Source organism: Deltaproteobacteria bacterium (assembly GCA_019308905.1).
In the GTDB taxonomy this organism is placed as follows: Bacteria; Desulfobacterota; BSN033; order WVXP01; family WVXP01; genus JAFDHF01.
The window spans coordinates 25680-40645 of sequence record JAFDHF010000037.1 but is presented as its reverse complement, the minus strand read 5'-3'; the positions used below and the strand labels follow the sequence as shown (position 1 = coordinate 40645).

14 protein-coding genes are annotated in these 14966 nt (G+C 57.3%); 8 read left to right on the top strand and 6 right to left on the bottom strand.

The features are described from left to right. Positions 1-313 precede the first annotated feature (313 nt). Complete coding sequence (locus JRJ26_12640) at positions 314-379, bottom strand: hypothetical protein (GenBank protein MBW2058332.1); 66 nt, start codon at positions 377-379, stop codon at positions 314-316. 369 nt (positions 380-748) lie between these two features. On the opposite strand from JRJ26_12640, the gene JRJ26_12635 reads away from it, so the two are divergent. The 8 genes from JRJ26_12635 to JRJ26_12600 all read left to right on the top strand — a co-directional run bounded on the left by JRJ26_12635 (position 749) and on the right by JRJ26_12600 (position 9145). Continuing rightward, a complete protein-coding gene (locus tag JRJ26_12635; GenBank protein MBW2058331.1) occupies positions 749-1903 on the top strand; it encodes an ATP-binding protein in 1155 nt (384 codons plus the stop codon). Positions 1904-2210: 307 nt separating this feature from the next. After that, the gene (locus tag JRJ26_12630; protein MBW2058330.1) at positions 2211-2648 is read left to right on the top strand and encodes a CGGC domain-containing protein; all 438 of its coding nucleotides are present in this window, start codon (positions 2211-2213) and stop codon (positions 2646-2648) included. A 170-nt stretch (positions 2649-2818) separates the two neighbouring features. Next, positions 2819-3022 carry a hypothetical protein gene (locus tag JRJ26_12625; protein MBW2058329.1) on the top strand — a complete coding sequence of 68 codons (204 nt, stop codon included), beginning with the start codon at positions 2819-2821 and terminating at the stop codon, positions 3020-3022. Between the two features lie 191 nt (positions 3023-3213). Continuing rightward, a complete protein-coding gene (locus JRJ26_12620; GenBank protein MBW2058328.1) occupies positions 3214-3621 on the top strand; it encodes a GNAT family N-acetyltransferase in 408 nt (135 codons plus the stop codon). 662 nt (positions 3622-4283) lie between these two features. Next, positions 4284-5555: a 3-isopropylmalate dehydratase large subunit gene (leuC, locus tag JRJ26_12615; protein MBW2058327.1), complete on the top strand. Its 1272-nt coding sequence runs from the start codon at positions 4284-4286 to the stop codon at positions 5553-5555. A gap of 23 nt (positions 5556-5578) precedes the next feature. Further along, positions 5579-6070 carry a 3-isopropylmalate dehydratase small subunit gene (locus JRJ26_12610; GenBank protein ID MBW2058326.1) on the top strand — a complete coding sequence of 164 codons (492 nt, stop codon included), beginning with the start codon at positions 5579-5581 and terminating at the stop codon, positions 6068-6070. Then, a complete protein-coding gene (locus JRJ26_12605; protein ID MBW2058325.1) occupies positions 6071-7153 on the top strand; it encodes a 3-isopropylmalate dehydrogenase in 1083 nt (360 codons plus the stop codon). It begins immediately after the preceding gene. Positions 7154-7192: 39 nt separating this feature from the next. Continuing rightward, entirely contained in the window at positions 7193-9145 is a 1953-nt protein-coding gene (locus tag JRJ26_12600; protein ID MBW2058324.1) for an acetoacetate--CoA ligase, read from the top strand. Between the two features lie 266 nt (positions 9146-9411). Here the strand turns inward: JRJ26_12600 and JRJ26_12595 are convergent, their stop codons facing one another. The 5 genes from JRJ26_12595 to JRJ26_12575 form a co-directional block, all read right to left on the bottom strand. After that, positions 9412-10176, bottom strand: coding sequence for an SDR family oxidoreductase (locus JRJ26_12595; GenBank protein MBW2058323.1), 765 nt, complete (start codon positions 10174-10176; stop codon positions 9412-9414). Positions 10177-10315: 139 nt separating this feature from the next. Beyond that, the gene (xylB, locus tag JRJ26_12590) at positions 10316-11851 is read right to left on the bottom strand and encodes a xylulokinase (protein ID MBW2058322.1); all 1536 of its coding nucleotides are present in this window, start codon (positions 11849-11851) and stop codon (positions 10316-10318) included. A gap of 115 nt (positions 11852-11966) precedes the next feature. Further along, complete coding sequence (locus JRJ26_12585) at positions 11967-13421, bottom strand: NAD-dependent succinate-semialdehyde dehydrogenase (protein ID MBW2058321.1); 1455 nt, start codon at positions 13419-13421, stop codon at positions 11967-11969. A 6-nt stretch (positions 13422-13427) separates the two neighbouring features. After that, positions 13428-13820, bottom strand: a complete 393-nt coding sequence (locus tag JRJ26_12580; GenBank protein MBW2058320.1) for a cupin domain-containing protein — start codon at positions 13818-13820, stop codon at positions 13428-13430. 60 nt (positions 13821-13880) lie between these two features. Then, complete coding sequence (locus JRJ26_12575) at positions 13881-14777, bottom strand: dihydrodipicolinate synthase family protein (GenBank protein ID MBW2058319.1); 897 nt, start codon at positions 14775-14777, stop codon at positions 13881-13883. Between the last annotated feature and the right edge of the window lie 189 nt (positions 14778-14966).

The window sequence follows — 14966 nt, the reverse complement described above, 5'->3', positions numbered from 1 at the left end:
CTTTTTGCCTCCAAAACAGGAATAACGCCCAATCTGGTAAGAAGAGAAGTTGAGGGTCAACTGTTACTGCCTTTTGCTGTTCAACTTTTCTAAAAATTTTGGGGAAAGTCCTCATTCTCCACACGTTGACTTGTTCCTCAAAGTATGGATCGCTTCGCAAATCGCCGGATTCCGTAAATACTATAAATTCTATGGGTTAAGCGCCACACGTGGTGTGGAGAACGAGGTTAGGGGACGCCTATCATTTTATGCAAAACCTTGTTAGCCATGCTTCATAGGCGGAAGTTACTTTGAACAGCGATTTTTTCACCCCTCACCGATGCCTACTCAGGGCTGACCGGGAAATCTTCAGGCGACGTGACAACTCAACCATGCTCATTCCCGGTTCACGATTGGCCCGGTAGCAAAGCAGACTTCAGGATTTGCGACAGCCTGGGGATCCTTGCCACGACCCGGGACGGATCCAATGTACATGATTAGGGATGGCGGATGACGATGCAATGGATGGCACCGGCAGCATCTAATCTCGTTCTCCTTGGCATGCGTCCACAGTACTAGAAAAACTGATAAGAAGTAAAGCATGAAATCATAGGCGTCCCCCATCCGGTGGAAAGCTTCCAGGGCCATGTCCTGCCCGATGACACGGTTAAGGTTACCGAAAGAGTCCTGGGGTAGTTGTGTGAACGAATCTTTCAGTGGCCTGAAATTTGTCCTTGCAAAATAGAAATAAGATTCTATAATACAAGACATGATAAAGCGAGCCGTCCAGAAACAGATAGAGGAGCGCCTTGCGGCCTACCCGGCAGTGGCACTGGTGGGGCCGCGGCAGTGCGGCAAGACCACGCTGGCGCAGTCCATGTGCGGGGTGTACTTCGACCTCGAACAGGAGTCGGACCGCCTACGCCTGGACCTCGAATGGGACGACCTCGTGGCAGGGAAAGAGCTCTTGATTCTGGACGAAGCCCAGTCCTGGCCGGAGGTCTTTGTGCGCCTGCGGGGAGCAATCGATCGGGACCGCGGCCGCAAGGGGCGCTTTTTGCTCCTGAGCTCCGTATCCCCCTCGTTGATGACCCATGTCTCGGAGTCGCTGGCAGGCCGTCTGTCTTTGGTGGAACTCACGCCGTTCCTCCTGTCGGAGCTGAAGACAAAGGCGTCCCGCGGGCGGCACTGGCTGTGCGGGGGGTATCCCGAGGGCGGGGTGCTGGAGCCCGAGCGCTATCCGCGGTGGCAGATTGACTATCTCGCGCTTCTGGCCCAGCGCGACCTGGCCATGTGGGGGCTGCCCGCGAAACCGCAGGTGACGGATCGACTGCTCCGAATGCTGGCCGCGCTCCACGGCCAAGTGTGGAACGCGGCCCAGGTGGGGCAAAGCCTGGGGCTCTCGTACCATACCGTAAACAACTACCTCGATTACCTGATGGGCGCGTTCTTGCTTCGGCAGCTGCCGGCCTACCAGGCAAACGTCAGAAAGCGCCTCGTCAAAAGGCCCAAGCTCTACTGGCGCGACAGCGGTCTCGTACATGCGTTGTTGAACGTTCCCAACGAGCGCGCCTTGTTTGTGCAGCCTTGGGTCGGGGCGAGTTGGGAGGGCTACGTCATCGAGCAGGCATTGGGAGAGCTTTCCTCGCTGGGCCGCAGACTCATCGCGTACTACTTCAGGGCCGCGGATCAACACGAACTGGACCTCGTTCTGGATTTTGGGAAAGAGATCTGGGCGGTCGAGGTCAAGCTGACCTCCTCTCCGTCAACCGACGACGTAGCGCGCCTGAACAAGGCTGCCGACATTATCAAGGCCTCGCGGCGCTTCCTGGTTTCCCAGACAAAAAAGCCTGCCGGGAACGAGCGGTGCCTGTCCTGTGATCTGCCGACATTTCTTGAGGAACTTCGAACGGCCGGCTTGTAAATCAGGTCTATGTGTCAAGAGGTTATGGGACGCGTATGATTTTATGCAAAACCTTGTTAGCCATGCTTCATAGGCGTCCCCCATCCGCGTGGGATCCCCGCCTCCAGCCGTTCCGTGAACGATCACTTGCCGAATCATCTTCCTCGTCTCCTCTGATTGTGGTATCTTCTTCATGGGGTTGGGCCTCCTTTGTTTGTTTTTGTTGCCTGCCAGGGCTTATCGCATTCTGGCCAAGGCTCAACCCCTAAAACCATTTTTACGGCAAGTTTAGGACATTACCGTACAAGATCAAAAAGGAGCAAGAAAGATGAAGAGAATTAGCATAATTATCTGCAACCGTTACCGTGCTTGTGCGGGCGGGAAGTGCTTGCGATCTTTGAGAAATCGTGAAGGAGCATTTTCTCTGTACAAGGGAGAGGAAGTCGAACTAGTGGGCTATACCACCTGCGGAGGCTGCCCCGGTGGAAACGTAGAGCACTGCCCGGCGGAGATGAAAAAGAATGGAACAGATGTCATCCATTTGGCTACGGGTTTGGTGGTCGGCTATCCTCCCTGCCCATACCTGGAAGATTTTTGTTCGTTTATCCCGACAAAATACGATATAGACGTGGTCGTCGGAACTCATCCGATTCCGCAAAACTATTATCTCACACACCGGGAATTAGGCACATGGGAGTCTGACAGGTGGCAGGAACGCATCAAGCACGTCCTCACGGACGAGGCAACACGTTTGGCATACGACTGATGATTCAAGGTGGAAAACAACCATCGGGAATGTTGGGTTGAAAATGGTTCGGAATCGGAGTCGGGCCAAGTTAAGCCTTCTAAACTATTGACGAAAAGATATAGAAAGGGCCCTATTTAGGCCCTATGTTGAACTTTTCAGGGGCAGAAAGTAGGTCATTTGAGTTAGCGATGGCAAAGGCCAAAAGATACTATATCCCGGGGCAAGTATGGCACCTGACGGGCCGATGCCACCAGAGGGGATTGTTGCTTAAGTTCGCAAAAGATCTGCGCGGATGGCTTGATCGGCTCTTCAATGGCAGGAAGGCCTATGGACTCAGCATATCGAACTACGGAGTCACTTCAAGCCACGTTCATAAGGAAGGCGGATCGTAGGCACTGATGAGGCCTAGCCGCTCCGGGAAGCATCAACGCCCTACGGCACCTATTTGGGGGGCAAAAAAGACGATATAGGGGCGAAAAACACCTATTTTGGGGACGTTTATTCAGAATATTCAATATGATAGAATGGCCCGACCCCAGAGAGCGACAGAGAGAATTTGTTCATTAGACGGATCGGAGGTGGCATGCAAATCGAAGTAGCCTTCAATGAACACATAGAAGAGGAAGAAGTCCTGGAAATATATAAGGCTAACAAATGGTCATCGGCTGAGAAGCCTCAATTGCTTTTGTCTGCTTTGCGTGGTTCTCATTCTCTCGTGACAGCGCGTATATCAGGCAGGCTTGTTGGTATTGCTAATGCAATATCGGATGGGTATTTGGTTGTTTATTATCCGCACATGTTGGTGCACCCGGAATACCAACGCAAGGGCATTGGGAGAAAAATGATGGAGGCTTTGAAGAAAAAATATTCCGGATTCCATCAGCAAATCTTGATCGCTGATGTTGATGCAATAGAGTTTTATGAAGCCCTTGGATTCGTGAGGGCCGGCAAGACAGAGCCAATGTGGATCTACACAGGTAATGAGCACTAGCCGAGACCGCGCTGTGGCGATACTCCTTACAGGAATCTGTTGAAGATCAAGGAACTTGGCTATGAAGGCTGGATTAAGGAAAGAAGCCCTTACTATATTTGGCAAAGAAAAGATATGCTCCAAAAATAAGTGATAGGAATAGAAGAAAATCCTGAAAAGATTTCTAATAGTAGGAAGGGCTTCACCGAAGATCGGGTGAAGTACTTGCGAGTATCCATGACGCAAGAATTGCCGAGGGATGCCTGGATTATTCAAGTGGACTGTGTATCCTGCTTTTTGAAAAGATCAAGCAGGAAAGCCTGTTCATGTTCGGTGGGCTACCCCCGGGCCTCTTCCCACTCCGGCTCGTACCGAGACCCAAACGAGTGGTCCTTAGCATCTGGTTGCCTCTGTTGAACGGAGGAGACAAATTCTTGGATAGTGGACACGGGTCCCCACCGGCAGGGCTCGGTGGAAGGCGGTAGCGATGCCCTCCCTGGTGGATTCCTCTTTCCCGCTTTGGTATTATCTATGGCACAGCCCGGCTTGTTCTGCTAGAATAGAGCATACCCTTTGACCCTTTGAGGCAGGTCGTTTTCGAGTATTCGTGTCCGGCTCTTCGACGGGAGCGCAACGCGGTTGGGTGTAGCGCCGGTTGAAGGCAGAAGGAGGCCAGAATCACCATGGAGATGACCATAACAGAGAAGATCCTTGCAGCCCATGCCGGTCTGGAAGAGGTCCATCCAGGCCAGCTCATAAACGCGAAAGTGGACGTTGCCCTGGGTAACGATATCACCGCTCCCATAGCAATCGACAGGTTCAGAAAGGCCGGTGCCAAAAGAGTCTTTGACAAGGGCAGGCTTGTCCTGGTCCCCGACCACTTTGCACCGAACAAGGACATACCGTCGGCCGAACAGTGTAGGATCCTGAGAGATTTTGCCAGGGAGCAGCAGATCGACCACTACTACGAAGTGGGCCGGGTAGGGATCGAACATGCACTCCTTCCCGAACAGGGGCTTGTCCTTCCGGGTGATCTGGTTGTGGGAGCGGACAGCCATACCTGTACCTATGGGGCCTTGGGCGCATTTTCCACGGGCGTGGGGAGTACCGACTTGGCGGCAGTCATGATTACAGGTGAACTCTGGTTCAAAGTTCCAGAGACCCTCAAGATCGTCTACAGGGGGAGGCTTGCGCCCTGGGTGGATGGGAAAGACCTCATCCTTTTCACCATCGGCAGGATAGGGGTTGACGGAGCCCTGTACAAGGCCATAGAGTTCAGCGGAGAAACCATGGAGGGGCTTCCCATGGAGGAGCGCTTCACCATGGCCAATATGGCTATTGAGGCCGGTGCCAAGAACGGCATATTCCCTCCCGACAGGGTAACAGAGGAGTATGTGAGAGAGAGGGCCGGACGGGAATACCGTTTTTTCCAGAGCGACCCTGGAGCGGAATACGGGGAGATAAGGGAGTTCGATGTCTCCCAGATCGGGCCACAGGTGGCCTTGCCCCATTTGCCGAGCAATACCAAGGAGATGGGTGAGATCGGAGAGATCCGTATCGATCAGGCCGTGATCGGTTCCTGTACCAACGGATGGTTGGGCGACCTGAGGACCGCGGCTCGGGTGCTCAGGGGCCACAGCGTCTCGCCCGGGGTCAGGCTGATCGTGATCCCGGCCACTCCCACCATCTACCGGCAGGCGATGAAAGAGGGCCTCTTCGAGATCTTCCTCGATGCGGGGGCAGTGATCAGCCCTCCAACCTGCGGGCCCTGTCTTGGAGGCTACATGGGGGTCCTGGCAAAGGGGGAGAGGGCCATTGCCACCACCAACAGGAATTTTGTGGGGAGAATGGGACATCCGGAGAGCGAGGTCTATCTGTCCAACCCTGCCGTGGCGGCCGCGTCGGCCGTTCTGGGAAGGATAGGCGGTCCCGAGGAGCTCGGTCTGGAGGAGTAGACAGGGGAAAGGAGACTTCTGAGATGAAGCTGAGGGGAAGGGCCTGGAAATTCGGTTCAAACGTCGACACAGACGCCATCATCCCTGCCCGTTATCTCAACGTGGCAGACCCGGATGTCCTGGCTGAACACTGTATGGAGGACGAAAACCCGGAGTTTGCAAGGGGGGTGAAGTCCGGGGACATGATCGTTGCCGGTACGAACTTCGGTTGTGGATCTTCCAGGGAACACGCTCCAATCGCCATCAAGGCCAGGGGGATATCCTGCATCATCGCCAGGAGTTTTGCCAGGATATTCTATAGAAATGCCTTTAACATGGGTCTCCCCATCGTCGAGAGCGGCGAGGCCGTCGATGGGATCGAGGACGGCCATGAGCTTGAGGTGGACTTGACCAGTGGTGAGATAACCAACGTGACGACAGGCCTTGTTTTCAAGTCCAATCCGATCCCTCCCTTTATGCGGCAGATCATAGATGACGGGGGGCTGATGCAACATATAGCCAGGAGGAGGAGGTAGATGGGAAAGACGTACAGGATCGGCGTGATTCCGGGTGATGGAACCGGGCCGGAGGTTGTTGCCGAGGGGCTGAAGGTCCTGGAGGCAGCCGCGGGGAAAGCGGATTTTCGGTATGACCTGGTCCGTTACGATTTCGGCGGGGAGAGGTATCTGAGAACGGGGGAGTTGATCCCGGATTCCGCCCTCCAGGAGCTCCGAGGACTCGATGCCATATATCTCGGCGCCATCGGGCATCCTGATGTGAGGCCGGGGATCCTGGAAAAGGGGATCCTTCTCACCCTGAGGTTCTCCCTTGACCAATACATCAATCTTCGGCCGGTGAAGCTCTACCCGGGGGTGGATACGCCCCTGAAGGACAAGGGTCCGGAGGATATCGATTTTGTCGTGGTGAGAGAGAACACCGAGGGACTCTACACCGGTTCAGGGGGTTTCCTGCGAAAGGGGACCCCGGACGAGGTGGCCCTCCAGGAGTCAGTCAATACCCGCAAAGGGGTGGAGCGGTGCCTGCGATACGCATTTGAGTATTGCCGGCAGCGGAACAAGGGCAAGAGGCTCACCCTTTGCGGCAAGACCAATGTCCTCACCTATGCCTTCGACCTCTGGGAGAGGGTCTTTGGTGAGGTGGGCCGGGAGTTCCCGGATGTGGAGAGAGACTACGCTCACGTGGACGCCATCTCCATGTGGATGGTCAAGAACCCCGAGAGGTTCGATGTGATCGTGACCGATAACATGTTTGGCGATATCATCACGGACCTCGGGGCCACGATCCAGGGAGGAATGGGGGTCGCGGCCGGGGGAAACATAAATCCGGGTGGGACCTCGATGTTTGAACCGATCGGAGGGTCTGCGCCGAAGTATGCGGGGAAAAACCTGATAAATCCTTTGGCCGCCATCCTGGCCGGCCAGATGATGCTGGACCATCTCGGAGAGCACGGGGCCGCCCGCCTCGTGGAGAGGGCCGTGATGAAGGTCATACAGGACCATATGAAGAGCATGGAGGCGGGAAGGATGGGCGTGACCACTTCCGAGGTGGGAGACCTTGTGGCGAGATACATCGAGAAGGACGGAGACCCCCGGGTGTAAGAGATGCGGTCTCGAACCCGTTTGCGGGGAGGCGGGACAATGAAGGAGCCGCTTTGGATGCCATCAGAGGACCGGATAGACAAGGCCAATATGACCCGGTTCATGCGGTTTGTCAACGGTAAGTACTCCAGGCGGTTCGAGAGCTATTCCGAGCTCTACGAGTGGTCGGTAGAGAGGATTCCCGACTTCTGGGAGGCCATGTGGGAGTTCGGTGGTGTGAGGGCATCCCGGGGATACGAGAGGGTCGTGGACGATCTCGAGAAGTTTCCCGGGGCCAAGTGGTTCGTCGGGGCGAGAATGAACTTTGCGGAGAATCTGCTGCGCTACCGGGACGGCCGTGAGGCTCTGATCTTCAAGGGCGAGGCAAGAGAGGCGGTTCGCATGACCTACGGCGAGCTGTACGATTCGGTGGCCCGTCTTGCCGAGTCCCTGCGCCGGACCGGAGTCGGACCCGATGACCGGGTTGTCGGGTTCATGCCCAACATGATTGAGACTGTTGTAGCCATGCTGGCTACTACGAGCCTCGGGGCAGCCTGGTCGTCGTGCTCGTCCGACTTCGGCATCAAGGGGGTCCTGGACCGGTTCGGGCAGATCGAGCCGAAGGTCCTCTTTACGGCTGACGGATACTCGTACAACGGCAGGACTATCGACTCTCTTGGAAGGATTCGGGAGATCCTGAAAGGGCTTCCCTCCATCGAGAGGGTGGTGGTCGTGCCCTATATCCAGGGGAGGCCGGAAATACGGACTCTCCCAAAGGCCGTCCTCTACGGGGATTTCATCTCCAAGGATGGGGGGCTCGATATAGAATTCGAGCAGGTTCCCTCCGACCATCCTCTCTACATAATGTATTCCTCTGGGACAACCGGGCTTCCCAAGTGTATGGTCCAGGGGGTCGGCGGTGTCCTGATCAACCACATCAAGGAGCTCAAGCTTCATACCGACATTGAGAGGGGAGACAGGGTCTTCTACTTCACGACCTGTGGTTGGATGATGTGGAACTGGCTGGTGAGCTCCCTGGCCCTGGGGGCCACTGTCGTGCTCTTTGACGGCTCCCCCTTCTACCCGGATCCGGGTGCCCTGTGGAGGCTCGCCGAGGATGAGGGGATCACGGTCTTCGGGACGAGTCCAAGGTACATAGGGGCCATCGAAAAGGAGGGTCTCCGGCCGGGACGGGATCATGATCTGTCGAGGCTCCGGGCGATCCTGTCGACGGGTTCTCCCCTCGTGGGTGAGAGCTTCGAATACGTCTACCGGGAGGTCAAGGGCGATCTTCAACTGGCTTCCATCTCCGGTGGAACTGACCTCAACGGATGCTTTGCCTTGGGGAATCCTATCGGACCGGTCTACAAGGGGGAACTCCAGTGCCGGGGTCTCGGTATGAAGGTGGAGGTCTTTGATGGTGAAGGGAATCCGGTGATCTGCCAGAAGGGGGAACTCGTATGTACGGCGCCGTTTCCCTCGATGCCCCTCTATTTCTGGAACGACCCGGGCGGCTCAAGGTACAGGGCGGCGTATTTTGAGGTCTATCCCAATGTCTGGCGCCACGGGGATTTTGCCGAGATCACCGAGACGGGAGGGATGATCATCTACGGCCGGTCCGACGCCACCCTCAACCCGGGTGGAGTGCGGATCGGAACGGCAGACATCTATGCCGTGGTGGAGTCGATGGACGAGGTGGCAGACAGTATCGTGGTGGGTCAGGACTGGGAGAACGACATCCGGGTGATCCTCTTTGTAAAGCTGGCACCAGGGATAGAGCTGACAGAGGAGTTGGTCTCAAGAATCAAGAAAACCATAAGGGAAAGCACGACCCCCAGACACGTTCCCGCCAAGATCATCGCCGTGAAGGACATACCGTACACGATCAGCATGAAAAAGGTCGAACTGGCAGTGAGGGATGTGATCCACGGCAGGCCGGTTCCCAACAGGGACGCCCTGGCAAATCCGGAGGCATTGGACCAGTATGCGGACATACCAGAACTCCGGACCTAGGCTTTCTCTCTCCCCCCCCTTCTCGATCGCAAGCCCCTTCCCATTGAAAACGTTAGGTGGTCTTCTCCCCTCCAGCACGTCGAGGACGGCCTGAGCGGCACCGAAAGCGGTGGGGATCAGCCTCTTTGTCGTCTCCGGTCCGGTCTTCGGGGCATCCAGGATCCTTACCCGGCCTTCGAGAAGGGATCGTCCCTCGGGGCGAATGGGCTCCGGGAGCAAGACCGTCTTCATCTCGGCAGTCCAACCTTCTGCCTGGTGCGGACAGCCTACCACAGGGTGAAGCCCCCATCGATTACCAGGTCGTGTCCGGTGACGAACCTGGAAGCCTCTGAGGCCAGGTAGACGGCAGCCCCCTTCATCTCATCCGGCTGTGCCAGGCGCCTCATGGGGGTCATCTCCACCCACTTGGGAAAGAGATCTCCCATTCTGAGGGTCAGTTCCGTGGCCGTATACCCGGGGCTGATGCTGTTCACCCGGACGCCATGGGGTGCCCATTCCGCCGCAAGGGATCTGGTGACCATGATCACCCCTGCCTTTGAGGCGTTGTAGGCCACCTGGGGCTGTGGGTGATTGACGATTCGGGCTGACATGGAGGCGATGTTGATAATCGACCCGGCCTTCTGGCTGATCATGACGCGTCCTGCAGCCTGGCAGGACAGAAAGACCCCTTTCAGGTTGAGGTTCACCACATCATCCCACTGGTCTTCTCCCATCTCTTCCCCCGGAGCATTGAGGCACTTGCCAGCGTTGTTCACCCCTATGTCGAGTCTTCCCCATCTCAGAACCACCTTCTCCACCATGTGGAGAACCTCATCCTTCTTGGTCACATCGGCGTGGATGGCAAAGGATTCATAACCAGACTCGAGGAGTTGGTGAGCGGTCTTTTCGGCCTCTCGGCCGTCTATGTCGACGACAGCCACCTTTGCGCCCGCCTCGGCGAGGCCGAAGGCTATGCTCCTGCCGATTCCCCGGGCGCCTCCTGTCACGTAGCTCGTCTTTCCTTCCAAGGAAAAGAGGTCCAGAATCCCCATGTCTAGGCACTCCGTACGTTCCCCGGGTGAACAGGGGGTTTCCCTTCCCCTGTTGCGTCGCCTCTTCTTGTAGTCCCTTGAGGCTCTTCGAATCCTCCCTCACCCTCTTTTGGCAGGGCCACCTCGGCTCGGCTGCCGGCTAGCCGGATACCTCCGCAATGCGGTCAAAGCTGTCCTTGAGACTACGGTAGAGTCCCCGGTAGATGGGGAACAGTCTGCCGTACACCTCTGCTTGTGCCGGGACCGGAAGGTCTCTCGTCTCCACCTTCAGGACCCGGACGGCTTCCTCCACACTCGGCCAGACCCCTACACCCGCACCTGCCACAAGGGCTGCACCGTAGGCCCCACCCTCGCCGCTGCCGCTCACGGTGACAACCTCGCTGTTGAACACGTCGGCGTGGATCTGGCGCCAGAAACCACTCAGGGCCCCCCCGCCCGACGTGCGTATCTGGGTTACGGGGATTCCCATCTCCCTGATCAGTTGTGCCGTGTCCATGAGGCTGAAGATCACCCCTTCGAGGAGGCTCCGGACTATATGGGATCGGCCGTGACGGAGGGTGAGGCCCACAAAGGCACCCCTGGCCTGGGGATCCACATGGGGGCACCTCTCGCCGATGAGATAGGGGAGAAAGAGCAGTCCCTCTGATCCAGGCCCGGCCTTGGAGGCCTCTCGGCAGAGAATCTCGTACGCGTCCTCCCCTGTCCAGCGGGAGATCTCTTTTTCCATCCCTCCCAGCACGTCACGGAACCATCTCAGAGATCCCCCGGCGGCCAAGGTGACACCCATGGCGTGCCACTTGTCGGGCATGTTGTTGCAGAAGATCTGGAGTTTCCCCTCTGGGTTGTCATAGCACCTGTCGAGCGCCATGGCAACGATTCCTGCGGTTCCGATGGTCGTACCCAGGATTCCCGGTTCAATCATCCCCGTCCCGGTGGTCTGGGCGACCGCGTCCCCCCCACCGCCGGCGACAGGCAGCCCTGCCGGGAGGCCCAGGTCGGAGGCGACGCTCTTGGTGACCTGGCCGCTGATCTCTGCCGACTCGTAGCATTTGGGAAGCCAGTCCTTGGGGATGTCGAGAAGTTCAAGGAGCCGGTAGGACCACTCCCTCGCGCGGACGTTGAACAGCCCTGTTCCGGAGGCCTCGGATACTTCGGTTGCATACTCCCCTGTCAGGCGGTACCTGATGTAGTCCTTGGGGTTCAGGATCTTTCTTATCTTCTCGTAGAGACGGGGTTCGTGCTGGCGAACCCAGATTATCTTTCCCCCCGTGTATCCCGGAAGCATCCGATTGTTGGTGAGTTTCAGCAGGCCGTCCACGCCCCCGGCCTTTTGGTGGATCTCCTCACACTGTTTTTCCGTCCGCTGGTCGTTCCAGAGAATGCAGGGCCGCAGCGGGACCCCGTCCCTGCCGAGGGCAACCAGGCCGTGCATCTGGCCGCTCAGCCCGATGGCCTTGATCTCGGCCGCCCTGTCGAGTCTCTTCAGGAGTCTCTGGATCGTAACCCTGACCGCCTGCCACCAGTCCTCGGGGTCCTGCTCGGACCAGCCCGGCTGGGGAGTTGACAGGGGATTCTCCTCCGATTCCCGGGCCACCACGTTCCCCTCATGGTCGACCAGCAGTGCCTTGCAAGTCGAAGTCCCGATATCGATTCCTATCACCAATTGTCGTGCCATGGTAATATCCAGTCGGTTTCGAGGTTTTTGACCGTGCGGTCTCCTCGGGTGGGTTCGAAATTTTCGTTATACGAGGGCTACCTCGCTCCTCGAGCGATTTGAATGCCCCTGCCGGTCACGAAACAGCCTCATGATATCGAATCCGGATGTGTTTCTGGTGGAGGTACTCTTCGAGTCCCGCATGCCCGTGTTCGTAACCCACGCCGCTCTGTTTCCAACCCCCGTATGGCGCATTGATGATGCCTGCATCCACGTTGTTCACAGCGACACTGCCGGCCTGGAGTTCCCTCGTGAGATAGGCCATCTCGTGGAGATCATTGGTGTAGACATAGCTCGCCAGTCCATAGGGGGTGGAGTTGGCAAGCTCGACCGCTTCTTGGAGGGTCTGAAACGTCATGACACCAACGACCGGTCCGAAGGTCTCCTCGTTCATGAGGAGCATGTGGTGGTCCACATCGGCCAGGATGGTGGGCTCAAAGAAGTACCCTCTGGCGAATTCCGCACCGTCTGGTCTCTTTCCTCCACAGACCAGGCGTGCTCCCTTTGAAAGGGCATCCTGGATATGGCGCTTCGTTTTTTCGAGGCCCTCCCGGCTTGCCATGGGACCGAGGTCGCAGGGGTCCTTGTCCAGGCCGTTCCCTATGGCGAGACCGGAAGCGGCTTTTGCGAACTCCTCCAGGAAGGACTCTGAGATGGACTCGTGCACATATATCCTGTTGATGGCGATACAGATCTGTCCCATGTTCCGGAAGGACCTCCTCACCGCCCCCCTGACGGCACTGGATAGATCGGAATTCCTGCTGATGATGAGCGGACAGTGCCCCCCCAGTTCGAGGGATATCTTCTTCACTCCCTTGCAGTTGGCGAGGATATCCTGTCCGACTTCGGCGGAACCGGTGAAGGCGATCTTCCCCGTGATGGGGCTCTGGATGAGTTGGCGGCCCAGAGTCCTTCCCGGACCGGTTACTGCATTGATGACCCCCCTCGGGATACCTGCATCGGCCAGGCACTTCCAGAACTGGAGAGGCGAAAGGGGGGTGAGGGATGGTGGTTTGGCAACGACCGTGCAACCCGCTGCCAGAGCAGCCGCGGCCTTCCACCCGGTCAACTCCACTGGATAGTTCCACGGCGATAGGGCCGCAACCACTCCTATGGGCTGCCGGAGCACGAGGCTCTGGTAACTCGGGTCTGGGTTCGGAATGATCTGACCATAGGCTCGCTTGCCTTCCTCGGCATAATAGCGGAGCATCTCGACGGTCTTCTCTATCTCTCCCACCGCTTCCTTGACGGGTTTTCCCTGCTCCCTGGTCAGAACCCGCGCGATCTCTTCCTTCCGTTCCTCCAAAATGTGGCTGGCCTGCCAGAGATACTCTCCCCGTTGATCGGGAGAGAGCCTGGACCAGCCCGGGAAGGCCCTTTGGGCAGCCTCCAGCGCCAGGGTTACCTCCCGGCCGGTGGCCTCGGGCACACGGGCAAAAACCTCCTCTGTGGCCGGATTTTCGACCTCTATGAAAGCTCCACTGCTCGAGCCGACCCACTCTCCGTCGATAAGCATCAGATGGTCTTCCATTTTTTTCTATCCTTCTTGCTTCTCCTGGATCCGGCCTGTCACCCAGACGATCTTCAAGGGCTCGATGCCGGTATTGTAGGTTACGTGGAATTCACCGAAGGGTATGTAGAATGCATCACCGGCCCGTATGGAAAACTCATCCTCCCCGACCACCATCCTGCCCCTCCCGGAAACGACGAAATAGACCTCTTCCATGTCCTCGTGGGCATGGCCGGTCGTCCTGCCGGTTGGATAGATGATGGTGAACCCCATCTTCAAGTTCCTGGAGGGTGAATTCTCGGGGTCGACGAGGAAATAGGTATCCCTCAAGATCTCGCTCTTCCGGTCTTTGACCGCGTATCGGAGAGAACGCTCCTCCTCATCTGGTTTCATGTCCTCGATGTTTACCAAATACTTCATCGCTTACCTCCTTTGGAGACGATGGGAGCGGTCCTGTGCAGGTGCCCCGGTCCTGTCACACTATGGCTGTCCCGGCTCGGCCAATCCTGCTTTGGAGATGGCCCGCCTGATCGACTCCTTGTCACCGTCCGTGAGGGGGAGAAGGGGACGCCGCGGAAGGCCGCCGTAATAACCGGCCACTTCCATGGCATACTTCACACCTGCCACGCCGAAGCTCCCAGAGACGGTCTGGTTGAGATTGAAGAGTCTGTAGTGCAACTCGCGAGCCCCTTCGAGGTCCCCTTCTTGGAACCTGTTGTAGAGTTCGCAGCAGGGAAGGGGAAAGGCGTTTGCCAGAGAGACGACACCTCCCGAGGCGCCCAGACTCAACCCGATAAACAGGGTATTGATCGTTCCGGATAGGACGTCGAAGTTCTCCCCACGGACGGCCAGATACCGGGCGAGGCCGTCCGGCGATGTGTCCTTCATGCCTGCAACGTTGGGATGCTGGGAGATCTTCTCTATGACCCGGGCCGAGAGGGTCATCCCGGTGAAGCCGGGTGCATTGTATGCGAGCACGGGAACATCAAGGGCCTCGGCCACCTCCGTGTAGTAGCGGATCATGGCTTCGTCGGTCAGTCTCTTCTTGAAATAGGACGGGGTCAAAAGAGACACGCAGTCCGCGCCTAATTCCGCGGCCTTCTTTGAAAAAGCGATCGTCTGGCGGGTCGACTCATAACCGGTTCCTGCCATGACGATCTGGCCTTCTGATTTTTCTTCGACCACGGTTTCGATGATTTTCAGCTTCTCCTCTTCCGTCAGGCTCTTGTTCTCGCCGTTGCTTCCAAGGGCAAAAAAACCAGCCAGAGGCGTTTCGCCGTATTGACGGATATTACTCCTCAGGTGGTCGATGGAGAGTTCCTCATCTGCAAAAGGCGTGGTAACGGGGGCAATGATTCCGGAAATACGCTCTGTCATGGACAATCCTCCGTGTGATGATCGTCGATGCAGGCAAGGTCTGTCTGCTCAGAACTCGGCGAGATCATCGTCCGCCTCCTCCGCCGGCTTCTCGGATACCGGGGAGGCGGGCTGTCGTGGGACTTCTCCCGATAGCCGGAGAAAACCCGAGGTTAAAGGGGATCACAAACCACCGGCAAAGGAGGAGCG

Bases quoted from the DNA above. Each gene is read 5' to 3' on its own strand.
- JRJ26_12635 (MBW2058331.1), top strand. From the start codon at position 749: ATGATAAAGCGAGCCGTCCAGAAACAGATAGAGGAGCGCCTTGCGGCC.
- JRJ26_12630 (MBW2058330.1), top strand. From the start codon at position 2,211: ATGAAGAGAATTAGCATAATTATCTGCAACCGTTACCGTGCTTGTGCG.
- JRJ26_12625 (MBW2058329.1), top strand. From the start codon at position 2,819: ATGGCAAAGGCCAAAAGATACTATATCCCGGGGCAAGTATGGCACCTG.
- JRJ26_12620 (MBW2058328.1), top strand. From the start codon at position 3,214: ATGCAAATCGAAGTAGCCTTCAATGAACACATAGAAGAGGAAGAAGTC.
- leuC (MBW2058327.1), top strand. From the start codon at position 4,284: ATGGAGATGACCATAACAGAGAAGATCCTTGCAGCCCATGCCGGTCTG.
- JRJ26_12610 (MBW2058326.1), top strand. From the start codon at position 5,579: ATGAAGCTGAGGGGAAGGGCCTGGAAATTCGGTTCAAACGTCGACACA.
- JRJ26_12605 (MBW2058325.1), top strand. From the start codon at position 6,071: ATGGGAAAGACGTACAGGATCGGCGTGATTCCGGGTGATGGAACCGGG.
- JRJ26_12600 (MBW2058324.1), top strand. From the start codon at position 7,193: ATGAAGGAGCCGCTTTGGATGCCATCAGAGGACCGGATAGACAAGGCC.
- JRJ26_12595 (MBW2058323.1), bottom strand. From the start codon at position 10,176: ATGGGGATTCTGGACCTCTTTTCCTTGGAAGGAAAGACGAGCTACGTG.
- xylB (MBW2058322.1), bottom strand. From the start codon at position 11,851: ATGGCACGACAATTGGTGATAGGAATCGATATCGGGACTTCGACTTGC.
- JRJ26_12585 (MBW2058321.1), bottom strand. From the start codon at position 13,421: ATGGAAGACCATCTGATGCTTATCGACGGAGAGTGGGTCGGCTCGAGC.
- JRJ26_12580 (MBW2058320.1), bottom strand. From the start codon at position 13,820: ATGAAGTATTTGGTAAACATCGAGGACATGAAACCAGATGAGGAGGAG.
- JRJ26_12575 (MBW2058319.1), bottom strand. From the start codon at position 14,777: ATGACAGAGCGTATTTCCGGAATCATTGCCCCCGTTACCACGCCTTTT.